The sequence below is a fragment of the Thalassospira sp. MCCC 1A02491 genome (assembly GCF_001613785.1).
Taxonomy (GTDB): domain Bacteria; phylum Pseudomonadota; class Alphaproteobacteria; order Rhodospirillales; family Thalassospiraceae; genus Thalassospira; species Thalassospira povalilytica.
This window is the reverse complement of the sequence record NZ_LPVX01000032.1, coordinates 77,400-101,663: the sequence shown is the minus strand read 5'-3', so window position 1 is coordinate 101,663 and position 24,264 is coordinate 77,400. Positions and strand designations below refer to the sequence as shown.

The 24,264-nt window shown below is 55.7% G+C and carries 20 protein-coding genes and 1 riboswitch; of the genes, 7 read left to right on the top strand and 13 right to left on the bottom strand.

Annotation, left to right across the window (positions count from 1 at the left end; all coding sequences use genetic code 11):
• Positions 1 to 39: 39 nt before the first annotated feature.
• Genes AUQ42_RS14595 through gpmI form a run of 3 tightly spaced genes read right to left on the bottom strand, consistent with a single transcriptional unit; the run spans position 40 to position 4,269 of the window.
• The gene (locus AUQ42_RS14595) at positions 40 to 1,341 is read right to left on the bottom strand and encodes a S41 family peptidase (RefSeq protein WP_068519826.1); all 1,302 of its coding nucleotides are present in this window, start codon (positions 1,339 to 1,341) and stop codon (positions 40 to 42) included.
• Positions 1,338 to 2,696, bottom strand: coding sequence for a murein hydrolase activator EnvC (locus AUQ42_RS14590; protein WP_231856788.1), 1,359 nt, complete (start codon positions 2,694 to 2,696; stop codon positions 1,338 to 1,340). Before AUQ42_RS14590 ends, AUQ42_RS14595 begins: the two co-directional genes overlap by 4 nt.
• Complete coding sequence (gene gpmI / locus AUQ42_RS14585) at positions 2,677 to 4,269, bottom strand: 2,3-bisphosphoglycerate-independent phosphoglycerate mutase (protein ID WP_068519824.1); 1,593 nt, start codon at positions 4,267 to 4,269, stop codon at positions 2,677 to 2,679. The genes AUQ42_RS14590 and gpmI overlap by 20 nt, the downstream gene beginning before the upstream one ends.
• A gap of 272 nt (positions 4,270 to 4,541) precedes the next feature.
• Positions 4,542 to 4,636, top strand: a riboswitch (glycine riboswitch).
• A gap of 200 nt (positions 4,637 to 4,836) precedes the next feature.
• On the opposite strand from gpmI, the gene AUQ42_RS14580 reads away from it, so the two are divergent.
• Both AUQ42_RS14580 and AUQ42_RS14575 read left to right on the top strand, forming a co-directional pair.
• A complete protein-coding gene (locus AUQ42_RS14580; protein ID WP_068519823.1) occupies positions 4,837 to 6,279 on the top strand; it encodes an L-serine ammonia-lyase in 1,443 nt (480 codons plus the stop codon).
• Between the two features lie 164 nt (positions 6,280 to 6,443).
• The gene (locus tag AUQ42_RS14575; protein ID WP_068519822.1) at positions 6,444 to 6,983 is read left to right on the top strand and encodes a dihydrofolate reductase family protein; all 540 of its coding nucleotides are present in this window, start codon (positions 6,444 to 6,446) and stop codon (positions 6,981 to 6,983) included.
• Between the two features lie 61 nt (positions 6,984 to 7,044).
• Here the strand turns inward: AUQ42_RS14575 and AUQ42_RS14570 are convergent, their stop codons facing one another.
• Positions 7,045 to 7,707: a hypothetical protein gene (locus tag AUQ42_RS14570; protein ID WP_068519821.1), complete on the bottom strand. Its 663-nt coding sequence runs from the start codon at positions 7,705 to 7,707 to the stop codon at positions 7,045 to 7,047.
• A 97-nt stretch (positions 7,708 to 7,804) separates the two neighbouring features.
• Positions 7,805 to 8,584 carry a 3-oxoacyl-ACP reductase FabG gene (gene fabG / locus AUQ42_RS14565; RefSeq protein WP_068519820.1) on the bottom strand — a complete coding sequence of 260 codons (780 nt, stop codon included), beginning with the start codon at positions 8,582 to 8,584 and terminating at the stop codon, positions 7,805 to 7,807.
• Positions 8,585 to 9,045: 461 nt separating this feature from the next.
• Between fabG and AUQ42_RS14555 the strand changes: the two genes are divergently transcribed.
• Together AUQ42_RS14555 and AUQ42_RS14550 are read left to right on the top strand one after the other, a co-directional pair.
• Entirely contained in the window at positions 9,046 to 10,044 is a 999-nt protein-coding gene (locus AUQ42_RS14555) for a phosphotransferase enzyme family protein (protein WP_068519818.1), read from the top strand.
• Entirely contained in the window at positions 10,044 to 11,378 is a 1,335-nt protein-coding gene (locus tag AUQ42_RS14550; RefSeq protein WP_068519817.1) for an aspartate aminotransferase family protein, read from the top strand. Before AUQ42_RS14555 ends, AUQ42_RS14550 begins: the two co-directional genes overlap by 1 nt.
• A 34-nt stretch (positions 11,379 to 11,412) precedes the next feature.
• Here the strand turns inward: AUQ42_RS14550 and AUQ42_RS14545 are convergent, their stop codons facing one another.
• The 7 genes from AUQ42_RS14545 to AUQ42_RS14515 form a co-directional block, all read right to left on the bottom strand.
• Positions 11,413 to 12,177 (bottom strand): DeoR/GlpR family DNA-binding transcription regulator, encoded by a 765-nt coding sequence (locus tag AUQ42_RS14545; protein ID WP_068519816.1) that lies wholly within the window; start codon positions 12,175 to 12,177, stop codon positions 11,413 to 11,415.
• A gap of 57 nt (positions 12,178 to 12,234) precedes the next feature.
• Positions 12,235 to 14,070 (bottom strand): methyl-accepting chemotaxis protein, encoded by a 1,836-nt coding sequence (locus AUQ42_RS16070; protein WP_068519815.1) that lies wholly within the window; start codon positions 14,068 to 14,070, stop codon positions 12,235 to 12,237.
• Positions 14,071 to 14,276: 206 nt separating this feature from the next.
• The gene (locus tag AUQ42_RS14535) at positions 14,277 to 16,046 is read right to left on the bottom strand and encodes a methyl-accepting chemotaxis protein (RefSeq protein ID WP_068519814.1); all 1,770 of its coding nucleotides are present in this window, start codon (positions 16,044 to 16,046) and stop codon (positions 14,277 to 14,279) included.
• A gap of 200 nt (positions 16,047 to 16,246) precedes the next feature.
• Entirely contained in the window at positions 16,247 to 16,705 is a 459-nt protein-coding gene (gene rlmH / locus AUQ42_RS14530) for a 23S rRNA (pseudouridine(1915)-N(3))-methyltransferase RlmH (RefSeq protein WP_068519813.1), read from the bottom strand.
• A 76-nt stretch (positions 16,706 to 16,781) separates the two neighbouring features.
• Positions 16,782 to 17,171 (bottom strand): ribosome silencing factor, encoded by a 390-nt coding sequence (rsfS, locus tag AUQ42_RS14525; RefSeq protein ID WP_228196103.1) that lies wholly within the window; start codon positions 17,169 to 17,171, stop codon positions 16,782 to 16,784.
• Between the two features lie 53 nt (positions 17,172 to 17,224).
• Entirely contained in the window at positions 17,225 to 17,833 is a 609-nt protein-coding gene (locus AUQ42_RS14520) for a nicotinate-nucleotide adenylyltransferase (RefSeq protein WP_068519811.1), read from the bottom strand.
• Positions 17,830 to 19,116, bottom strand: coding sequence for a glutamate-5-semialdehyde dehydrogenase (locus AUQ42_RS14515; RefSeq protein ID WP_068520003.1), 1,287 nt, complete (start codon positions 19,114 to 19,116; stop codon positions 17,830 to 17,832). The genes AUQ42_RS14520 and AUQ42_RS14515 overlap by 4 nt, the downstream gene beginning before the upstream one ends.
• A 251-nt stretch (positions 19,117 to 19,367) precedes the next feature.
• On the opposite strand from AUQ42_RS14515, the gene AUQ42_RS14510 reads away from it, so the two are divergent.
• Both AUQ42_RS14510 and AUQ42_RS14505 read left to right on the top strand, forming a co-directional pair.
• Positions 19,368 to 21,242 carry an ABC transporter ATP-binding protein/permease gene (locus tag AUQ42_RS14510; protein ID WP_068519810.1) on the top strand — a complete coding sequence of 625 codons (1,875 nt, stop codon included), beginning with the start codon at positions 19,368 to 19,370 and terminating at the stop codon, positions 21,240 to 21,242.
• Between the two features lie 89 nt (positions 21,243 to 21,331).
• On the top strand, positions 21,332 to 22,468 hold the full coding sequence (locus tag AUQ42_RS14505; RefSeq protein WP_197460865.1) for a YHYH protein: 1,137 nt from the start codon (positions 21,332 to 21,334) through the stop codon (positions 22,466 to 22,468).
• A 65-nt stretch (positions 22,469 to 22,533) separates the two neighbouring features.
• On the opposite strand, the gene AUQ42_RS14500 is transcribed toward AUQ42_RS14505, so the two are convergent.
• Positions 22,534 to 23,490, bottom strand: coding sequence for an AEC family transporter (locus tag AUQ42_RS14500; RefSeq protein WP_068519808.1), 957 nt, complete (start codon positions 23,488 to 23,490; stop codon positions 22,534 to 22,536).
• A gap of 208 nt (positions 23,491 to 23,698) precedes the next feature.
• Between AUQ42_RS14500 and AUQ42_RS14495 the strand changes: the two genes are divergently transcribed.
• Positions 23,699 to 24,247: a DUF4269 domain-containing protein gene (locus AUQ42_RS14495; protein WP_197460864.1), complete on the top strand. Its 549-nt coding sequence runs from the start codon at positions 23,699 to 23,701 to the stop codon at positions 24,245 to 24,247.
• Positions 24,248 to 24,264 lie beyond the last annotated feature (17 nt).

The window sequence follows — 24,264 nt, the reverse complement described above, 5'->3', positions numbered from 1 at the left end:
AACACGAACAGCTAGTCTCTCACGATGTCCGGATGGTCCTTACCCTTTCGGGCGCGGACCAAACAGCGAAATGCCCCGGATCATGTCAAGCGCCCGCGAAAGCTGATAATCGTCGATCGCAAGTTGCTCGGCTTCATCCCGGCGGGAATTTGCATCCTTTTCTGCGTCTGTGGTCGCGGCGTCCTCGTTGCGAAGCGCACCGTTCAGGGATGCTTCGGACCGGCGGGTATCGCTTTCGATACTTTCAACACGGGCCTGGGGCACGATGATGTCCGGAACGATGCCGACTTCCTGAATGGATTTGCCTGACGGCGTGTAATAACGCGCGGTGGTCAGGCGCAGTGCAACATTGCCCGGCATCGGAAGGATTGTCTGAACCGATCCCTTGCCAAAGCTGCGCGTGCCCATGATGACCGCACGGCGGTGATCCTGAAGAGCGCCGGCAACAATTTCGGATGCCGATGCCGAACCATCATTGATCAGAACAACAATCGGCAGTCCTTCGGCCAGGTCACCGGACCGCGCGTTATAGCGTTCGGTATTCTGGGTATCACGCGGGCGGGTCGATACGATTTCGCCCTTGTCCAGGAAGGCATCGGATACCGAAATTGCCTGATCAAGCAGGCCACCCGGGTTGTTGCGCAGGTCAATCACCAGACCCTTGATTTCCGGGCCGATCTGATCGCGCATGTCGCCAATCGCACGTTGCAGGCCGCTAAAGGTCTGTTCGTTGAATTTGGTGATGCGGATATAGCCGATATCATCCTTGGCTTCGGCGCGGACCGACTGGATCTTGATGACCGCACGGGTCAGGGTGACATCAAACGGAGCCTGTTCGCCCTTACGGATGATGGTCAGGACAATGTCGGTATTGACCTTGCCGCGCATCATTTCGACCGCATCATTAAGCGTCATGCCGCGAATGGCGGTGCCGTCGATATGGGTGATGAAGTCGCCCGGTTGCAGGCCGGCCTTTTCGGCGGGCGTGTCATAGATCGGTGCGATGACTTTGACAAAGCCGTCTTCCATCGTGACTTCGATGCCAAGACCGCCGAATTCGCCACGGGTATCGACCTGCATTTCCTCGAAATTATCCATGTTCAGATAAGAGGAATGCGGATCAAGTGACGTCAGCATGCCGTTGATGGCGGCTTCGATCAGCTGCTTGTCATCGACTTCTTCGACATATTTGGCTTTGACCTGTTCAAACACGTCACCAAACAGGTTCAAAAGACGATATGTCTCAGCCGAGGAGGTTGAAGATTGCGCCAGACTTGGGGACGCAAGGCCGAAAGTCATGCCGGTCGCGAGTGCGAGTACTGCCAATCGAGAGGTTTTCATCCACTTACCTTGCCGTTTTTCGAGGCCAGCCACGGAAGCGGATTGATCGCTTCTCCGTCCTGGCGCATCTCCAGATAGAGTTTAGGCGCTGTTTCACCCATAATACCAACAGGTTCGCCCGCCAACAGATATTGTCCTACCACACTGTCGAGCCGATCAAAACCGGCGATAAGACTATGGTATCCTTCGCCGTGTTCGATAATCAAGAGTCGGCCGTACCCGCGGAAGGGGCCTGCAAAGACAACTTTGCCATCAAAGGGCGAGACAACCTGCGCATTTGCGCGGGTACTGATCTCAATTCCTTTGGATCTTGTGACGGTCAATCCGTCCGGACCACGCGATTTTTCCCCGAACAGTGTGACGACTTTGCCACTGGCAGGCATGCGCAAATGCCCATGCGCCAGGGTGATCGAACTGCCAACCGCGAATTCTTCGTCGCTTGTGCCATCCTGTTTCGGGGTGGCTGCGGCCGGTTCTTCCTTGCGGGCTGGCGGTTCGGGGGGCGTATTGCGGGCAATCGTGGTTGCGCCCAGGGTATCGGCATCGGGTTCGGTCCGGGTGGCGACATCAATTTCCGGGCGTGATCGCGGTGCGGGCAGACCTTCGGCCCGTTTGCGCAAGGTGCTCAGCAACTCGCCAAGTGATTTGGCCTCGTCAGCCAGCGCATTTACGGCCTTGGCGGCTTCGTGGGCTTCGGCCTCGGTCTCGGTGCGCAGGCGGCGCTTTTCACTCAGCAATGCGGCAAGTGATGTGCGTTCCTGTTGCAGCGCACGGGTGGCCTCGGCGACGTCTGCGCGTTGTGTGCGGATATCTTCGCGCAAACGTGCAATTTCATCGAGTTCCTTACGCAGGTCGCGGGCATGCTGTTCAACGCCGGGCAGTGCGGCCTTGAGCAATACCGCCGAACGCAAGGTATCCTGCGGCGATGTCGGAAGGGCAATGACCGCTTCGGGCGGGGTGGTCGAAAGACGCTGCAAGGCCATCAGGATGCGGGCATATTGACCGGCCTTGTCCTCAAGACTGGTGGCCGCAACCTTCTCACGGGTTTCAAGCGATTGCAGCTGATCTTCAAGTTCGGTCAGGGTTGTTTCCAGACGCTGGGTACGGCGGGCAACCGAAATGGCTTCGGATTGCAGGGCCTGTTCCTCGGTCCAGAGTTCCCGCGATTTTCGTGACAGGAATTCTTCCTGTTTTTGCTGTTCGGACAGCTGGCTTTCAAGCTGATCAAGTTTCTTGTCAACTTTTTGAAGCGACTGGGCAAAAGAAGGCGCTGCCCCGCCTGCCAGACACAGCACAAGCGCGGTCACGGCAGGCAGGGCGATCTCATAAGCTGACTTAGCTCGCAAGAAGCGCATCATTCTGTTTCAGGCCCTTTAGCAACGGTTTGCCAGTCATCTCGGCTGGCTGTGGCACGCCAAGGAGTTGCAGCAAAGTCGGTGCAACATCGGCAAGGCGACCATTCTCCAATGTTACCCCTTCCGGACCGTTAACAAGAATGGTCGGCACCAGATTAAGGGTATGTGCAGTATGGGGTTCACCGGTTTCCGGATCGACCATGACCTCGCAATTGCCGTGATCGGCGGTGACAAAGGCAACGCCGCCAACCGACTTGATCGCCTCAATCACCTTGCCAAGGCAGGTATCAACGGCCTCGGCCGCTTTCATCGCAGCCGACAGAATGCCGCTATGCCCGACCATGTCGGGGTTGGCGAAATTCAGGATGATCGCGTCATATTTTTCCGACTTGATGGCATCGACCAGTTTTTCGGTGACTTCGGGTGCGGACATTTCCGGCTGAAGGTCATAGGTCGCAACTTTGGGCGATGCGACCAGAATGCGGTCTTCGCCTTCGAAGACCTGTTCTTCGCCGCCGTTAAAGAAGAACGACACATGCGGATATTTTTCGGTTTCGGCGATGCGAAGCTGCTTCAGCCCGGCCTTTGAAACCACTTCGCCAAAGATGTTGGGAAGGGTTTGCGGCGGATAGATCGCATCCATGTATTTGGCGTGTTCGGACGAATATTCGACCATGCCGGCCTGCACGGCAAATTTCGGCGCGGTACCGCGATCAAACCCGTCAAATTCCGGCGCGCACAGGGCAGCAAGGATTTCACGTGCACGGTCGGCACGGAAATTGGTCATCAGAATGCCATCGCCATCCTTGATCCCGTCAAAATCGCCAATCACGGTTGGGAGGACAAACTCGTCCGTGGTGTCATTTGCATAGGCATTGGCAATTGCGGCCTCCGCACTTTCGGCAGTGCGGCCATCGGCATAGTTTTTGCCCTGAACCATGGTGAAATAGGCCTGGCTGACGCGTTCCCAACGGTTGTCACGGTCCATGGCGTAATAACGCCCGGTCACGGTGACAATCTCGACATTGGCATCGCCGATAAGGGCGCGGAATTTCTCAAGGAATTTGGCAGCACTTTTCGGGGCGGTATCACGGCCATCAAGATAGGCGTGAATTTTGACCGGCACACTGGCGCCCGCAATGATTTTGGCAAGGGCGGCCATATGGGCCTGATGGGAATGCACGCCACCTTCGGAGAGAAGACCGGCAATGTGGCAGACACCCTTGGTGTCACGCAGCGTTGCAATGATTTTCTTGACCGCATCGGTATCGGCGATGCTTCCGGTTTTGACGGCTTCATCAATTTTGGGCAGTTCCTGCATGACGACACGACCGGCACCCAGATTCATGTGACCGACTTCCGAATTGCCCATCTGACCTTCGGGCAGGCCGACATCCAGACCACAAGCCTTGAGGAATCCGGTCGGATAATTGGCATAAAGCGCATCCCAGACAGGCGTATTGGCCAAGGCAACGGCGTTGTCCTTGGTTTCTTCGCGATACCCCCAGCCATCCAGAATACACAGCACCACAGGGCGCGGGCGCTTTACGGAATTCGATACAGTCACGTTCATAAACCCCACTGATAGAGATAAAGGCTGAATTACCCGTAAATATGGTGACTTACCGGGTGATTCGCCATCAATCCTGTTGCGCGGGCAGGGTGGGTCAACCGTTACTCACAACAGGCAAATGCGTAATTTCGGCAATTTAGCACGAATGTGGCCGTGAAACAGTACCCCGACCTGGAATTTTTTGCAGGTGCAAAGCTGCTTTTTGACAGGGGTATCAGACACAGATAATCTGCCCCCAACGGTGATCCTCAGAGGCGGCAGAAATGGCGTCTCGCACCACGACGGGAGAGCCCGGTTACCCGCATAACCGGCGCCGAAGGAGCAATAGCCCCATAAAACTCTCAGGCAGATGGACCGTCGCGGATAGAGGCTCTGGAGAGAGAATTCGGCACGCATACAGATCAAACATGTATGACAACCGGCTTCCACCGAAGGATGAAAACCTGTGGGTTGATGTTGTTTTCGACCCATGGGCGCACAATCTCAGGTCAAGGGACAGAGGGGGCAAGACACCGGTTCGTAAACGGCGCGATTTTCGCGCGTTCAAGAGCCGTGAAGGAGGCCCTTATGACCACCAATCCCGCCACCGGTCCCCGTTCGGGATCGCAGGACGGTTCTGTGCAAGACGTAAACCTTTCTGTTGTTGATCTTTATACCATCGGGATCGGACCATCGAGTTCGCATACCGTCGGGCCAATGCGCGCCGGATACAGGTTTTGTCTTGAACTTGATGCCCGCAATCTTTTGACCAAGGCGGGCAGTGTTGTGGTCGATCTTTACGGATCGCTTGCCCTGACTGGCAAGGGGCACGCCACCGATACGGCCGTGATTATGGGGCTTTCGGGCCATCGGCCGCGCAGTGTGGACCCCGATGATGTCGCGCCAACCGTGCAGGCCATCGACCGCAGCGCGCAATTGCAGCTTTATGGCAAGCATCCGGTTGATTTCAATCGCGAAACCAATCTGGTGTTTCACTTTACCGAAACCCTGCCACAGCATCCCAATGGCATGCGGATCACCGCATTTGACCGCGATGGCGTAAAAATTCACGAACAGGAATATTTCTCGGTCGGTGGCGGGTTCATTGTGTCTGGCGATGATCGCGGGGCGGAATATTCCGGCGACAATATCACGCTGCCCCATCCATTTTCATCGGCCGATGAATTGATGGCCATTTGCAAACGCGAAGGTGCATCGATTGCCGAAATCATGATGGCCAATGAACAAAGCTGGCGCAGCCCGGACGAAACATACGAATTTGTCGATCGTGTTCATCGGGCAATGATGGATTGCATTGATCGCGGGTGCAAAACCGATGGCATTTTGCCCGGCGGGTTGAATGTCAAACGCCGGGCATCAAAGCTTTATCATGAATTGACCGAAAAACCCGAAGCGGGCCTTCGCGACCCGCTGACCGTGATTGACTGGGTCAATCTTTATGCCCTTGCCGTGAACGAGGAAAATGCCGCTGGCGGACGTGTCGTGACCGCACCGACCAATGGTGCAGCTGGCGTCATTCCGGCCGTGCTTCGGTATTACGAACGGTTCGGGTCGAATGTCAGTCAGACCAAAATTCGCGAATTTCTTCTGACCGCGGCAGCAATTGGGTCGATCTATAAAAAGCGCGCATCCATCTCGGCGGCCGAAGTCGGTTGCCAGGGCGAGGTCGGTGTTGCCTGTTCAATGGCCGCAGGCGCGCTTTGTGCGGTTCTGGGCGGCACGCCCGAACAGGTTGAAAATGCCGCCGAAATCGGGATGGAGCATAATCTTGGCCTGACATGCGATCCGATTGGCGGTCTGGTGCAGGTGCCATGCATCGAACGCAACACCATGGGCGCGGTCAAGGCAATCAATGCCGCACGTCTGGCAATGCGCGGCGACGGGCAGCATACCGTGTCGCTGGATCGTGTAATCGAAACCATGCGCCAGACGGGACTCGACATGCAAAGCAAGTACAAGGAAACCAGTCAGGGTGGCCTTGCCGTCAATGTCAACGTGGTTGAATGTTGATGTTACAACATTGATAAAACGCGATTTAAATCAACGTCTTGGGTGTTATAGTCATTTCACTTCCGGTTGGTGAAATGTGTTTCTTGCGACCTTTGGTTGGGGATCTGTTATGATCTGCGCGAGCAAACAAGGGGCAAAGACCCCACCAAAGGTTGGACCTAGACATGAGCAAAAAGCTGTTCCGCATATACATCGCGGTCAGTCTGGATGGCTTCATAGCGCGCACCAATGGTGCGGTGGATTGGCTGGATGAATATGATCCGGCCGAATTCGGCTTTGATGATTTTCTGGACTCCGTAGGCACGCTGATCATTGGCAGAAACACCTTTGATCAGGTGATGGAATTTGGCGATTGGCCCTATGAGGCCCGCCGCACCATCGTTCTGACATCACGCGATCTTCCGCAAGACCGTCCGGCCAATACCGAGGCCTATGGCGGCAGCATTATCGAACTTGTCGATCAGCTTCGCGACAGCCGCAATGGCGATGGCGACATCTGGGTTGTTGGCGGCGGAAGTGTGGTCACACAGTTCCTGTTTGGTGGCTTTGCCGATCAGCTGGATATCTTTACGATCCCGGAAGTTCTGGGGGACGGTATATCATTGTTCGGGCGCGACGCCGGGGGCATCAAGCCACGGTTGCTGGCATCAGAACGCTATAATTCCGGCGTGGTGCGCAGCCAGTATGGATTGCATGATATCTGAACGAAAAACCGCGCCATCATGGCGCGGTTTTGAGTTTTGCGAAATGACGGTTATCAACGCTTCATTGCACCGAAAGCTTTTGTAGCTGTTCTGTGATTGTTTCGCGTACCTGCTTTAACGCTTTGATCGCGCTGGCCTGCCAATCACTGTCGAGAACCATCTGCATGTTTTCCCGGTAGTGTTCAGTCACTTTAATCGGCTCGGGCGCAATTGCGGCATCTGTCGTGATGGTGATGTCGCTTCGATTGTGGACTGTGACCTGCCAGAAGCCGGGTTCGAACCACGACCAAAACTCGGCAATGTCGACTTTGACATCGGCAGCCTTATCGTAATTGGGGTCGGCGGGTGTCAGGACGCGGTATCCGGCAGCCTGGAAGCCATTTTCCACGGTTCTGGCAATGGCATCGGCAACGGTTTTGCCTTCCGGAATCAGCACATCGCCCAACGCCATGCCGTATGTGTTGCGTTTGCGGGCATATGCGCGCGCCGTGATCGCATCGTCATCAATTTCGTCATTGGCAAGTGACGGGATATCAGGTCGCGGCGGATCAATTTCGAATTGCCGTTTGTCATTCACTTCCAGAATTCGGACTTCGACACCCTCCGTCGGGTTCTCGATGGTATCTGGCTCTTCGATTTGTACGACACTTCGCGATGTGGCACAGGCGCCAAGAAATGCGACACATCCCAGAACTGCAATAAGTTTAAGGTGGCGACGTTCCATCATAGATCTCCCCTGAAATTCAGAAATATCTGTATTCAAACGGGAAATCGGATGCAAACTTAAAGTGCATTTCTTGATTGAGTTTCTTGTTTAGATTTTAAATCTCGCCCAAGGCATCAAGCGATTCCGGAAGGATTTGGCCGCCGTCAACGACGATGGATTGCCCGGTGATATAGGCCGCTTCGTCCGATGCAAAGAACAGGGCCGCATTGGCGATGTCTTCGACGCTGCCCAGACGTTTGAGCGGGATCGAACTGGCCATTGAATCCAGATAGTCCTGACCAAGGTCGGCAAGGCCTTCGGTCATGATATTGCCGGGCATGACGGCATTGATCGTCGTATTATAGCGCGACAGTTCCATTGCCGCGGTGCGGATAAAGCCAAGTTGTCCGGCCTTGGACGCGCCATAATGCGACCAGCCGGGATAACCGGTTACGGGGCCTGTGATCGATGAGGTAATCACAACCCGTCCCTTGCCGGCTTTTTCGAAATAGGGGATGCAGGCCTTAACGCACAGAAAGCTGCTTTTGAGGTTGGTGGCCATGACCTGGTCCCAGTCATCTGCCGTCATATCGATCATTTTGACTTGCGGGAAAATTCCGGCATTGGCGCACAGGATATCGATACCGCCAAACGTCTTGGCGGTATATTCCGTCATTCCGGCGACCTGATCCCAGTCCGACACATCACACAAAACCATATCGGCCGTCCCGCCAGCACCCGTGATTTCGCCAACGGCGATGGCCGCATCCTTTTCTGTGCGGGCCGCAATCATGACTTTGGCCCCCTGTTTGGCAAAGACGTTGGCGATGCCCTTGCCGATCCCTTTGGAGCCACCCGTGACGATGACAGTTTTTCCCGAAATTGAAGTCAGCATGGTGGATCCTTTCGTGAAGGTGCCAATGTCCGATACCCCGGCGGGGATGGTGTGGCGCTACCCTGATTGTGCATTGCGATGTGTTTTCCTGATGATTGGGCGATTTTTTCCGTGATGCAACAAAAAATGTTGCAAGTTACACATTTTAAGGCGCACTATTCACAGAACACTGTTTCGGACGGCTTATCAGACAGCCCGCCAGTTAAAGCCTGTCAATTCGAGGGGAGCCTGCTGCCATGGCCGGTAAGGACGACCAAAGGCCAGGGGGCGGCAAAGTCAGGGCGGCGACATGAAGGGGCATGCCGGGACATGGCGGAACGCAACGATGCGGCGGACGCGGGTGATGTCAGTGATGCCGGTGGTGGCGCCGTGGCTGGATGATGGTGCGTTAAAGATTGTTGGAGCGGATACCGGCCAACAGGTGAGCCGGAGACCGGAACAGCGTAAAAGGGGAGGCTGCATTGGGCGGAATATATGATGACGAACTGATTGGCCGCCTGCGCGACGGTGCGATTTCGGTTCTGCCGGGGTGGGGCATGGGCGGGGATGCCGATGTCAGGCTTTTGACCGTGTCAGAGAATGCGACGTTTCTGGCGACAGACCCGAAAACGGGTGCACGGCTGATTTTGCGGGTTCATCGCCCCGGATATCATACACGGTCTGAAATCGAGTCTGAGCTGGCCTGGATCAATGCGCTTCGCGCTGCCGAGGTGGTCAACACACCCAAGCCGCGCTTGCGCAGTGACGGATCACTGGTTGCCGAGTTCGATCAGGACGGGGTTGGTCGCCATGTTGTTGCTTTTGATTTCATGCAAGGTGATGAACCATCTGCGGATGATGCGTTGGTGGACGGTTTTTTCAAGCTCGGCGCGATCAGTGCGCGTCTGCACGGGCATGCGCGGCAGTGGGCACGATCGGTCAATTTTGTGCGCAAAAGCTGGACCTTTGACACGACCCTTGGCGCGACCCCGCATTGGGGGGACTGGCGTGCCGCACCGGGTCTTGATGGGGCCGGTTTGGCGGTGCTGACGCGCGTTTGCCAGCATCTGGATCAGAAGCTTATGACGTTTGGCATGGGCAATGACCGGTTTGGTCTGATCCATGCCGATTTGAGGCTGGCCAATCTTCTGGTCGATGGGGACCGGCTTGGCGTTATTGATTTTGATGACTGCGGATTTGGCTGGTTTGGTTATGACTTTGCTGCGGCCATCAGTTTTATCGAACTGGACCCGATTGTTCCGGCCCTTAAGGAAGCCTGGATAGAGGGATATCGCACGATTGCCCCGTTTTCCGATGCCGATTGTGCGATGCTCGACAGTTTTGTGATGCTCAGACGGTTGTTGCTGACGGCCTGGATTGCCAGCCATCCCGAAACGCCGACCGCCCGGGAAATGGGAACCGGTTTTACCGACGGCACCATTGCCATGGCGCAAAGCTATCTTGCGGCAGAGGGGGCGTAATGACCAAGGCGCGCCCCATTCTGGATATGAATGCCTTTGATAATCATGGCCCGCAGAAAAAAGACAGCCCCCAAAGCGATCTTTTGGGGCGCCGGTTGCGCAATGTCGGGGCGGCCTCAGTACTATTTTATCGCGATCCGATCGAAATGGTGTCGGCATCGGGATGCTGGATGACAGCGGCCGATGGCACCAACTATCTGGACTTTTATAACAATGTGCCGTCGGTCGGGCATTGCCATCCAAAAGTGGTCGGTGCCATGGCCAATCAGGCTGCCCGGCTGAATATCAACAGTCGTTATCTGCATCAGACAGTTGAAGCCTATCTTGATCGTCTTAAGGCGACATTTCCCGACCATCTGGAAAACATTGTCCTGACCTGCAGCGGTAGCGAGGCCAATGATCTTGCCATCCGGATTGCGCAACGTGCGGTCAAGGCGCATGGCATCATCGTGACGGAAAGTGCCTATCACGGGAATACGGCGGCAGTGACCGATATATCGCCATCGGCAATCAAGCGTGGTGGTTTGCCCGATCATGTGATCGCCATCGCACCACCGGGCAAGCATGCCTATGGCGACAATATTGCCGCCGGGTTTGCCGATGCGGTGCATTCAGCTGCGATCACCCTGAAAGAGCGCGGGCACGGGGTGGCAGCCCTGATTGTCGACAGCATCTTTTCAAGTGACGGGGTTTTTTCCAATCCCAAGGGGTTCTTGCGGCTGGCGGTTGCGGTTATTCACCGTGCAGGCGGTGTGTTCATCGCCGATGAGGTCCAGCCCGGATTTGCCCGGACCGGGGACGCGTTTTGGGGATTTGCACGTCATGACGTCGCCCCTGATATCGTCAGCATGGGCAAACCGATGGGCAATGGTTTTCCGATGGCCGGGATCGCGGTACGGTCCGAAATGCTGGCCGCATTTTGCGAGGATGTCGGCTATTTTAACACCTTTGCCGCAAGCCCGGTTGCCGCGGCCACGGGGCTTGCGGTGCTTGATGTCATCCGTGATGAAAATCTTCAGAACAATGCCGCGGTTTGCGGGGCCTATTTGCGCGAAGGGTTGCAGCATCTGGCCGAACTGGATGGCCGGATCAGTGACATACGCGGGGCGGGGCTGTTTTTGGGGGTGGATCTGTCAGAAGACGGTGACCCGACCCGACCAAGCGGTCAACTGGTGGGCGATGTCATCAATGCCATGCGCCGTCACCGTGTTCTGATCGGGGCGGCGGGAAAATACGGGCAAACCTTGAAAATTCGCCCGCCCCTGTGCCTGAAACGATCAGAAGTCGATTTCTTTATCGAGGCGCTTGGAAAATCCCTGCGTGCTTGTGGTTAGTCGGTTGGGGCGATCGGCACATCGGCCTTGGCAGTCAGCCGGCCTTGATCAGGCAGCCGGTATCGCGGATGGTATCGCCAAGGGATCCGGGTGGTGTCTGATCACTGATCAGGATATCGACATTTCCCCAGTCGCAATAGCGTGCCGGGAAGGCCTGATTGAATTTGGTATGATCGGCAACGATCATGGACCGTGTCGCCCGTTCCATCATGACGGCATAGACTTCGGATGCTTCGATCAGGGCGTCGCTTGCGCCATCTTCATCAAGGCCGCTGGCGCCAAGGATCGCCCATTCCACCCGATAGTTTTCAAGAAAACGAATGGTTTGCGCACCATGCATCGCGCCTTCCTGGGCGTGATAAAGGCCCGGTGCCATGATGACCCGGATGGTCGGATTGATGGCAAGAACCGTTGCCACCCCGAATGAATGGGTGATGACTGTCAGGTCATTCATGGTTACGGCCAACCGTTTGGCAACATGGACCGTGGTCGCACCCGATCCGATCATGATATGGCGGGTCCCGGCCAGTACAGGCATGGCGTGGCGGGCAATCAGTTCACGTTCGGCGATATGAAGTTTGTGGCGTTCATTAAGTCCCGGCTCGCTTGACTGGCGACGGACCGCCCCGCCGTAGGTGCGGTTGATCAATCCCTGTTGGGTCAATTCGTCAAAATCGCGTCGGATGGTTTCTGTCGACACGGAAAGGCGGTCTGCCAGATCAATGATCCGCAGGGACGGTTCATGGTCAAGTTCACGCAGAATGCGTTGTTGTCGCAGGGATTTTTTGTTTGTCGCCATGGCGCGATGATAGTGCCGATACCGTCATCGCGCCAGCGTGTTGTATGGGGGGCCGCCTTATTTCGCCGGGTCGATGTTGAATTTCCGACAATGGGCCTGATAGCTGCTGGCAAGTTCGTCGGCCCCGATCAGATTGCCGGCTTCGTCCTTGTAGGTCAGGTGATGATTGATGGCCTCACCCTGCCACAGCTTTTCAATCGCGGCCCGTTCCGGGGTGGTGCGGAACCGGGCAATGAAATCATTGATCGCGCATAACAGCGTATAGGAAGCCGGGTCGGCCGCGACGGCCGCGACATAGAAAAACGGATGGGGCAGGATCGGTTTGGGCAGGACTTCAAGCCGCCCGTGCCAGGGGCTTTGCGGGTTGCTTGATGCCCAGTGAAAGACCGGATGGTCGCCGGCAAAGGCATCAATCGCACCGGTGGCAACCGCATCATGAACGCGCGAAATATCGCCATAGGCAATCATGTTCGACAGTTTGGCAATGCCGCCTGGTTTGTTTTCATTATCGGCCCAGCGCAATCCGACATCTTCAAGAACCGCAAGGGCGGCCGGGTCATTGACCGTTCCAAGAACCTTGCCTTCGAGATCGGCGATCGTATTGATCGATGTGTTTTCCGGTCGCCGGATCAGCGAAAAGTTCAGATAGGTGTAGGTATCTGAAAAGGCGACACCCTTGTAAAAGTCACTCGGTGGCAATGCACACCAGACAACATCGGCGGGTGGTTGCCCGGCCTTTTTGCCGGCAAACAGCAATTCGGTCAGCAAATCCCAGGGATGTTCGACAAATTCGCAGGCAACACCGATCGATTTGGCAAAGGCGTGGGCATAGTCGATATCAATGCCGTGAAGCGGGCCGTTCTTTTGGGGGCGGAATGATGCGCCGACCAATGCCGGATCAATCGCAATCCGGATTTTGCCACGTGACTTGATATCGGCCAGCCGGTCATAGGCTGGGTCATCATGGATATGATTGCTGCGCAAAAACTGCGAAAGCTTGGCGCTGATCGCGGTTTCATCGGTGGTGCAGGCCGACAGGTTGCCAATTTCGCCGGTGGCCCAGGAAACTTTGCTGCGGGTGCGTGCCGATGATTCCTTGCTGGCATCAAGCAGTTCAAAAACAACCTGATTATGGCCGCTGATATGGTCAAGGCGCCCCGACATCGCAGCAAAACGATCCTTAAGCCCGCCAAGGGCTTCTTCGATTTCGCTGCCAAGACTGTCAAGGTCGCTTCCGATATTTGCCATGCTTTCGCGCAAGGACCGGGTTACGTCAGACAGGTCAATCAGATCAACCGCCTCGTTGGTGCGCTGCATGGTGCTTTGGGCCAGATTGCCGACTTCCTTGGCGACAACGGCAAAACCGCGCCCGTGTTCGCCAGCGCGCGCCGCCTCGATCGTGGCATTGAGCGCCAGAAGCTTGATGCCCTTGCCGATATCTTCGATCGCACTCAGCACCTTGGTTGCACCTTCGGCCTTGGTTTCAAGGTCCTGGCTGATCTTTTCAAGGTCGCTTCGAATGGCATCGGTCTTGGATGAAACGGTAGTGCGGGTGGCATCCTGAACCGTGCTGGCGGTCGCGGTACTTTCGTCAATTTCGCGTTTGGTCTGATCAAGGCCGGTACGCAGGTTATTGGACCGGACATCAATTTCGCGCATCAGGCTGTCCTGGCTTTCGCCCGCCGTATTGGCGAATGTCAAAAGATGTTCGATATAATCCAATGCCGAAGATATCCCGCGCAACAGCGGGGCCAGATCATCCGAACTTGCCGCGGATTTTTCTTCGGTTTCTGCATCCTTTGCCAAGCCGGATGCATCTTGTTGCTGGGGTGTCGAAACGTGATCATCTTGCGTGATGCTGTCATCACGCGGTGCCAGAATGGTCTCTTCCATACTTCAAGCCTCACCACTACCCGTTGAATTGGGAATAATTATTTCTTTTAGGGAAACACTACCGTCGGGCGAGTTATGTTGCAAGGCAGCATATTATGAATTTGCGAAACAGGATCTGTGACGGTGGTGATCTGTTTTGGGGTTTTTGCGGGTTGATCACGGCATCGTCCGGACTGAACGCCCGGCGATGCCGTGATCATGTTGTCTTATGTGTCAATCCGGATGCCGTGTTTGCGGCAATGGGCGTGATAAAGCGTTTCAAGTTCGTCCGCGCCGATCAGATTGCCGGCTTCATCCTTGTAGGTCAGATGATGATTGATGGCCTGTCCCTGCCACAGCTTTTCAATGTCGGCCCGTTCCGGCGTGGGGCGGAACCCGGCGATGAATTCATTGATCGCGGCAAGCAGGTTATATGACGACGGATCGGCCGCGACCGCCGCGGTATAATAGTAAGGCAAGGGCAGAATACTGCCCGGGAGAACTTCGATCCGACCGTGCCAAGGGCTTTCGGGGTTGTTGGCGGCCCAGTGGAAAATCGGCTGATCCACCGCAAAGGCATCAACGGCCCCGTCGGCCAGGGCATCATGCAGGCGGGTCTGGTCGCTATAGGCGATCAGATTGGATAATCTGGCGATACCGCCGGGCTTGTTTTCATTTCCTGCCCAGCGAAGCCCCTGTTCTTCAAGGACGGTAAAGGCCACCGGATCATTGATGATGCCAAGAACCTTGCCATCAAGATCGGCGAGGCGGCTGATGCTTGTATTGCCAGCCCGGCGACATAGCGCAAAATTCAGATAGGTATAAGTATCCGAATAGGCGACACCTTTGTAAAACTCACTCGGTGGCAGGGCGCTCCAGACCACATCGGCGGTGGGGCTGCCCGGTTTGGTGCCGACAAACAGAAGTTCGGTCAGCAAATCCCAAGGATGTTCAACAAATTCACATTCCACACCAAGCCATTTTGCCAGTGCACGCGCATAGTCCGCATCCAGTCCGCGCAACGGATCCCCGGGCCTAAGGCGGAATGACAACCCGACAAAGGCCGGTTCGATGGCAATGCGGATTTTACCGCGCGCCTTGATATCAGCCAGCCGGTCAAAGGTCGGGTCATCATGCAGGTGGTTGGTTTTCAAAAAGCCTGCAAGTTTTTGCTGGGCCGTCCCGGCGTCGGCCAATGTGGTGGCCAGTGTTCTGGTATCGGTCCGCGCCCAGGTCACCTTGTTACGGGTGCGGGCCGATGCGTCCTTGCTGCCCGACAGCAATTCAAACACCACCTGGTTATGTTCGGAAATGTCCGAAAGCCGTTCGGACATATTGGCAAACCGTTCCTGAAGCGTGGCAAGGGATGCTTCGATCTCACTGCCAAGACTGTCAAGGTCGCTGCCGATATTGGCCATGCTTTTGCGCAATGCCTGTGTGACTTCCGACAGGTCAATCAGATCGACCGCCTCGTTGGTGCGTTGCATGGTGCTTTGGGCCAGATTGCCGACTTCCTTGGCGACAACGGCAAAGCCCCGCCCGTGATCCCCGGCCCGGGCCGCTTCGATGGCAGCATTGAGCGCCAGAAGTTTGATGCCCTTGCCGATATCCTCGATCGCGCCCAGAACCTTGTTGGCGCCTTCGGCCTTGGTTTCAAGTTCCGCGCTGATGCGTTCAAGATCGGTGCGGATGGCGTCGGTCTTGCTGGCAACGGTTGATCGGGTGGTGTTTTGAACTTCGTGGGCAACGTCGGTGCTGTTGGCAATTTCACGGCGGGTTTCATCAAGCCCGGCCCGCAAATTGTTTGATCGGACATCAATCTCGCGCATCAGACTGTCCTGGCTTTCGCCGGCCGTATTGGCAAATTCCAGAAGATGCTGAATGTAATCAAGGGCAGCTGAAATGCCGCGCATCAGATCCCTGATCTGTGCGTCGGATGCACCACCATTGCGCGCGTCATCGGCGGCCTGATCTGCCGAAAAGACGGTTTGTTCCATTTTCAAAGCCTCGCCACTACCCAAGAGTATTTTTGATATTGGGAATGTTTTTTTCTTGTGATGAAAATGTTAGCGGGAATGGCGATATGTTGCAAGGCAACATGCACGAAAAACGAGAGAAGCGATTTCTTCACTCGGTCATCCGTTGCGATCTGAACGAAAAGGCCGTCAGGACAGGGGGGGGCAGTGCACCCGATATTTTATTCGCGGTGATAGGGGTGGTTGGTCTGGATGGCATGTGCGCGGAACAGCTGTTCGGCAATCAGTGCGCGCACCAGCATATGCGGCCAGGTGGCCTTGCCCAGTGACCACAGCGTATTGGCGCGGGATTTAAGGGCCGCGCCATGCCCGTCCGCCCCGCCAATGGCAAAGGCGATATTGCCGGCATACTGATCCATCCAGCCTTCGAGTTTTTGGGCAAACTCGATCGAACCATATTCCTTGCCGCGTTCATCAAGGGCAATCAGGAACGCGTTGTCGGGTATGGCGCCAAGCAGCAATTCTGCTTCGCGGTCTTTGAGCTGATTGGGGGGGAGTTTTTTCTTTTCTTCGACTTCGCGTACGGCAAAGGGCCAGCGCAGCCGGGCTGCATAATGGTCAAACAGATCTTTTTCGGGGCCGGCTTTCATCCGCCCGACCGCAGCAAGGGTAATTTGCATGTCTCAGATCCAGACCGTTATGCAGATATCTGTTCAGTGACGCCCGCAACCGGCAGGCGCCAAACAGCGCGGGCTGTTAATACAGCCGCGCTGCCTGCTGTTTCAGAGCCGGGTTTTCAACGCCCCACATCTCTTCGATGTTGTAGAAGGCGCGAACTTCCGGACGGAACAGATGAACGATGACATCGCCGGTATCAACCAGAACCCAGTCACCCTGTTCCTTGCCCTCTGCCTGGGCACGGCCCTGACCGGCATCCTTGATTGCTTCGACAATATGTTCTGCCATGGCTGCGACACGACGTGATGACGAGCCGGTTGCAATGATCATATGATCGGCAAGGGAGGTTTTATCGGTCAGATCAATGGTGACAAGGTCTTCTGCCTTGTCGTCTTCGAGCGATCTCTGGATCAGCGCAAGCATTTCGCCCGGCTTCAGAGTTTGTTTTGCGGTACCTATGGTCGCCACCTTAACTTTCCACGGGATGGTCGGATAACCCGAAACGCACCTCTCCGTGTTGCTTACACCTGCCATCTGCCTTCGGCGCGAATTGCGGTCGAAGAGGCCGGATGGCGCTTGATCGGCAGGTATACCCAGGCCGGAACATCAAGATCGGCCAGCAAACCCGCCCTGTCCATGGGAATACGCCAGCGTTCCATACGGCGCGCGGCGGTTCCGGACAATGCCTTGTTAGAATACCCCTCACGGTCGATAACCGCAATGGGAGCACGTAAAATCAACCTGTCCCACCATTTCCATTTATGGAACTGGGCCAGGTTGTCTGCTCCCATCAGCCAAACGAACCGTGTTTGGGTAAAACGACGCTGCAAGGCTGCAAGAGTGTCGGCCGTATAGCGGGTTCCAAGCTCGGTTTCAATTGCAGAAACAACAATGCGGGGATGCTTTGCCATCATCAGTGCAGAATCAAAGCGATCGGCAAGGTCGGCCATACCGGTTCTGGACTTAAGTGGGTTCTGCGGGGATACCAGCCACCAAACCGCGTCCAATTGCAGGCGTTTCAACGCTTCGAGCGATATATGAAGGTGCCCTTCATGGGCGGGGTTGAACGACCCGCCCAGCAATCCGACGCGTTTTGGTGCGACATGCGATCTTGGCGCAGGGACGCTCATGGACGGGTCTGACCCTGACCGCGCACGATGTATTTATAGCTGGTCAGCTGTTCGACTCCGACCGGACCGCGTGCATGAAGCTTGCCGGTCGAAATGCCGATTTCTGCCCCCATGCCAAATTCGCCGCCATCGGCAAACTGGGTCGATGCATTGACAATCACGATCCCCGAATCAACCCCGTTGAGGAAGGTCGCGGTGGCGGTGGCGTTTTCGGCAATGATCGCATCGGTATGGTGCGAACCGTATGTGTTGATGTGATTGACGGCTTCATCAACACCCGAGACGACCTTGATCGAGACAATCGCATCAAGATATTCTGTGACCCAGTCATCCGCCGTCGCCGGTTTGATGCGGCTATCAATCGCCTGTGCGGTTTCATCACCGCGCAACTCACAGCCCTTGGCAACCAGCGCCTCGGCAATACGGGGCAACAGACGCCCGGCAACCGAACTGTCAATCAGGACGGTTTCGGTCGCACCACAGATACCCACACGGCGCATCTTGGCATTGACCACGATGTCCACGGCCTTTTGCGGGTCGGCACTGGCATGGACATAGGTGTGGCACAGACCTTCAAGATGTTTGAATAGCGGAATGCGGCTTTCATCGGTAATGCGCGAAATAAGCGACTTGCCCCCGCGCGGAACGATGACATCGATATAGTCCGACAATTTCAGCATTTCGCCAACCGCGGCACGATCGGTCACCGGGATCATCTGGATTGCATGTTCGGGCAGGCCAGCCTCGATGATGCCGGCTTTCATGCAATCAAAGATCGCGCGCGACGAGTTGAAGCTTTCCGACCCGCCGCGCAGGATCGCGGCATTGCCTGATTTGATGCACATCGCACCGGCATCGGCGGTAACGTTCGGGCGGCTTTCATAAATGATACCAATCACGCCAAGCGGTACCGAAACGCGTGCGATATCAAGCCCGTTATGTTCCGGGCTCCAGCGGGCCAGTTCACGACCGACGGGATCAGGAAGATCTGCGACCGCTTCGACACCCGATGCAATGCCTTCGATCCGGGCTTCGTCAAGGGCAAGACGGTCCAGAAGGGCAGCGGTAAGGCCCTTTGCGCGGCCGGCTTCCATATCCTTGGCATTGGCTTCAAGAATGACAGCGGCATTTTCGCGCAGCTTTGCGGCGGCGGTTTTCAGGGCGGCTACTTTTGGTTCTGACGGGACCTGTGCAAGTTCGAGTGCAGCGGTGCGGGCATTGATGCCCATTTCGCGCATAAGCGTCGCGATGTCCTGACTTTCGATACTGGCAAGCGCCGTCATGGTCTTGGTTCCGTTCCTAGAAAGCGGTTTGATCGCATCTGCGTCAAACCCGCCGTTTTGAGATTTTATCAACAAATTGGCAAAATAGACATCAAACCCGCAGTTCGCAATGAACTTAAGTGGATAAACGTCCATGCGTGCTTGCCAAAGCGGGCATTCCGGTCCATCTGTTTGGGACAGAATGAAAAGACATACCGTGCGCATCCCGCCATGCTGTCCGGTACCTGTTTGGGGATAAGAAATTGAAAAATATGGGTTCCGATCAGCCGACCGCGCGCGCGGAGTTTGGCGTTATCAAAACATTTCTGCCCTATTTGTGGCCGCGCGGCGAAGTCGAACTTAAGGCGCGGGTGGTTCTGGCCTTGCTGTTTCTTGTCGGGGCCAAGGTCGCAAACGTTTACATTCCGGTATTATACAAATACGCGGTCGATGCGCTGGGCGGCGGGGAAAAGGCCGGTAATGCCGCACAATCAGCAGCGCAGTCGGGCGGGACGGATGGTACATCACTGATCGTTGTGCCGGTTGCGCTGATTGTCGGTTATGGCCTTGTGCGTATTCTGGTGGCGGCGTTTGGCGAAATGCGCGATGCGATCTTTGCCAAGGTGGCCCAGCGGGCCATTCGCACATCGGCCCTTGGTGTTTTTGAACATCTTCATGGATTGTCGCTGCGCTTTCATCTGGATCGTCAGATGGGCGGGCTGTCACGCGCGATTGAACGCGGGGTCAAGGGTATTGAATTCCTGTTGTCCTTCATGCTGTTCAATATCCTGCCGACCCTGCTTGAAATCGTTATGGTCTCGGTGATCCTGTGGGCGCTTTATGATGTCTGGTTTGCGCTGATCACCTTTGTCACCATCGTGATCTATATCGTCTTTACGCTGGTGGTGACCGAATGGCGGATGAAGTTCCGCCGTGAAATGAACAAGCGCGACGATGAGGCCAATACCAAGGCGATCGACAGTCTGATCAATTACGAAACGGTCAAATATTTCAATAACGAAGCCCACGAATCAAAGCGGTATGACGCCGCATTGCGGGGCTATGAGATTGCAGCAGTCCAGTCACAGGTTTCGCTTTCCAAGCTCAATGTCGGGCAGGGTGCGATCATTGCGGTCGGTCTTGTTCTGAACATGTTGCTGGCAGCCCAGGGGGTCAAAGACGGCACCATGACGGTGGGTGACTTTGTGCTGGTGAATACCTATTTGCTGCAACTTTATATGCCGCTCAACTTCCTTGGCTTTGTCTATCGCCAGATCAAACAGTCGCTGACCGATATGGAACGCATGTTCTCGTTGCTTGATGTCGACAAGGAAGTCGAAGACAAGCCGGACGCAAATGCGCTTGCCTGCAAGGATGCAGCGATCCGGTTCGAGGATGTTCATTTTTCCTATAACCCGGATCGAAAGATCCTTAAGGGTGTCAGCTTTGAGGTGCCAGCGGGTAAAACCGTTGCCGTGGTCGGGCCAAGCGGGGCAGGGAAATCGACGCTGACCCGTCTGATGTTCAGGTTCTATGACGTATCGGGCGGACGGATCACGGTTGACGGTCAGGATATCCGCGATGTGACGCAAAATTCATTGCGTCAGGAAATCGGCATCGTGCCCCAGGACACCGTGCTGTTTAACGATACCATCGCCTATAACATTTCCTATGGCCGCCCCGGTGCCGCGCAGGAAGAAATCGAAAATGCTGCCAAACTTGCCAGCATCGACGGTTTTGTCGCCGGTCTTCCCGACGGGTTCAAAACCATGGTGGGTGAACGCGGTCTGAAACTTTCGGGCGGGGAAAAGCAACGCGTGTCGATTGCGCGCATGTTGCTCAAACGTCCGAAAATCATGATCTTTGACGAGGCAACATCTGCCCTTGATACCAGAACGGAAAAGGACATTCAGCAGGCCCTGCGTGATGTATCGCGCGGTCACACGACCCTTGTGATTGCGCACAGGCTTTCCACCGTGATCGATGCCGATGAAATCATTGTCCTGCGCGATGGGCAGGTGGCCGAACGTGGCCGCCATCAGGATTTGCTGGCACAGGACGGGCTGTATTCGGAAATGTGGGCCCAGCAACAGGAAATCCGCGAGGCAGAGGAAATCCTTGCGCATGCGGGGGAAATCCCCGGCTAGGGCGGATATATCAGATTTTTCTCTGGAACAGAGTGGCGTTATCCCCAACTATCAGGATGACGCCACATCTGCTTTTGGGGGAGAGTCCGGTGCCGAAACTGACACGAAGCGAACTTCACGCGCAGCAGGATCAGCAATCCGCTCATCACCATCACCATCATCACCATGATCACGCGCCGATGGACGAGGGCAGATATACCGGCGACACACGCAAAGAAGTCGACCGAATGCGGCGCAATCTTCTGGTCGGGCTTGGCATGTTGCCCCTGGCCGGTATGGTCTTGAACCCGACCCGGCAGGCTTGGGCACTGTCAAACGAAGTCCGTATGCGAGAAGATGGTCGGTATCGATACATCACATCAAACGCCATTCCCGATCATGCCACCGGCAGTTTCCCGAACCGGCGCAACCCCAATGCGATCAAGGCGCAGGCCCTTGAATTCCGTTTGCCTTTAAACCCGGTTCGCACCGGGCGGTTCGCCCCGATTGATCGATTGTCATTCGGTGTCGCGGTAAATGGGGTTCCGTTTGATCCCTATACTGCCGAATTCTGGCAACGCAATCGCCAGTCCGGCTGGCGATACGAAGCGATTTCACCAACCCTTGATCTGGGGCTTGATCAAAACAATGCCCATGTGCAGCCCGATGGCACCTATCATTATCATGGCGTGCCCAAGGGGCTGATAAAAAGCTGGTCACCCGATCAGCATTCCATTCGCATCGGCTTTGCGGCCGACGGTTTCCCGATCTATGCAATGTTTGGCTATGCCGACCCCAATGATCCGCGATCACCGGTGATCGCATTACGCAGTTCATGGCGGGTCAAAACCGGCACGCGTCCCGGTGGTCCGGGCGGGCCATATGACGGAACATATGGCGAGGATTTCGAATATGTGCCCGGTCTTGGTGACCTTGACGATGCCAATGGCCGCGAAACCGTGACACCGGAATATCCGCAAGGAACCTATGCCTATTTCGTGACAGAGAGTTTCCCCTTCATCCCGCGCCTGTTGGCCGGTATTGGCGATCCCAGCTTCAACAAGGGGCCGGGTGGCATGCCGCCTGGTGGACCCGGTGGAAATGGACAAGGTGGCGGCCCCGGGGGTGGTTCAGGGGGTGGTCCGGGTGGTGGCCCAGGTGGTGCGGGCCCGGATGGTCGCCGAGGTCCTCCGCCGGGTGGCGGTTTCCCCGGACAGCGTCCAAAGTTCGGCCAGCCACCAAGGTGAAATCTTGCGCCGGTGACAGATAGAGGAAGACCGTTAAGCGGCGGCGGATGATGCTGTTTTGGATGTCAGGGCAGCGGACCAAAGACGTGAGTGGTATCGAGAAGCCACAATGCGGTGCTGATGGTGATGAATGACAGGGATGTCGCCATCATCAGTGACGCCGCGCACAATCCTTCGTGGCCATAACGTTGGCCGAAAATCGGATAGATGCTGAGCATCGGGGAACAGGCAAAGGCAACGCAGGCGATCCGCAAAGTCGGATCCATATCCGGCAGAAGATAAACCAGAACAAAAACCAGAATCGGGTGCAGCAACAGCTTTGCGCTGACGATGCGTGCCATATCGACGCGAAGCCCCTTAAGCTTCAGCCCGACAAGGCCCCCGCCAATGACAAACAATGCAACCGGCCCCGACGCCGATGCCAGCATGTCAATCACCCGGACAATCGGGCCGGGCAATGTGACGCCCGATAACGAAATCACAAGTCCGATGGCAATGCCGATAATGATCGGGTTGCGCCCCAGATTGACAAACGCCTTGCCAAGTACCTGTACGCGGCTTTGCCCGTTATTTTGTGCACTGTCACCCAGCACCAGAACCAGCGGCATCATCACAAGGTTTTCAATCATGACACACAGCGCAAGTCCGATTGCCGCAGTCGGGCCAAGGATCTGGGATACGACCGGATATCCGACAAAGCCGCTATTGCACATGGACATGCCAAGACCTTGCAAGGTGGCATTGGCCTGACTTTTGCCCGCAACCTTCAAGGCATAGAAATAGCCAAATGCAAACACCAGAAGCGAACCGATCCCGTACGCCAGAAGATAGACCGGCTCGATAATTTCGGTCAGATCACGCTGCCCCAGTGCCCGGATCAACAGGCATGGCAGCGCGAAATTCATTACAAATGCCCCCATGCCGCGCACAATGTTTTGCGGCACGATATTGCGATAGACTGCAAAATAGCCGATCGCGATGATCATGAAGATCGGTGACGTGATCGCCAGAATATCAAGCATGTGACTTACGGGCTTTCTGGTTGGCTGCGCACAGGAACATGCGCAAATGGCTGGCGCAGCACCATCTGATTGGAATGGCTGCGATTATCAGGTATCTCCGCATTGGTCGATCGGGTCAAGAAACGGAATGGTTTTGTCAATGAACCAAACAGTAATGGATTGGCCTTGCGGGTGTCGTCGTGATGACTTTCGCGGGCTGGATCGGTTGATGTCGGCATCTTCGCGCGGGCGTCAGGCCGCAGAAATTCTGCAAAAATTCGGGGTCATGGAAATCCTTTCGGATTTTGATCCGGTTGTTGCCGGGACACTGCCGATCGGGACCGATACCGCCAGTTCCGATATCGATATTCTGTGTCATGCATCCGATTTGGACCGGTTCAGGAAATTTGTCATGTCGCGACTTAATACGTTCGCGCAGTTTTCCTGTCATGATCGCGCGGCAACGGAAAATGTCGGGGCGGCGGTGGTTGTCCGGTTTGTCTGTGGCGGCTTTCCTGTCGAGATATTTGCAACAAACTGCCCGGTCATGTCGCAGTTCGGATTTGTCCATATGCTGGTCGAAGCCCGGATATTGCATTTGATGGGGCCGGATTTCGCAAAAGGCGTACTGGCCCTGAAGATGGCCGGGCTCAAAACCGAACCGGCTTTTGCCCAACTATTGGGACTGGACGGCGATCCCTATATCTTGTTGGCGGAAATGGTGGATTTGACACCGGGCGAAATGCACAACCGGTTGATATCAACGGTCGAGAAATGATGCCCGGGACCAACCGC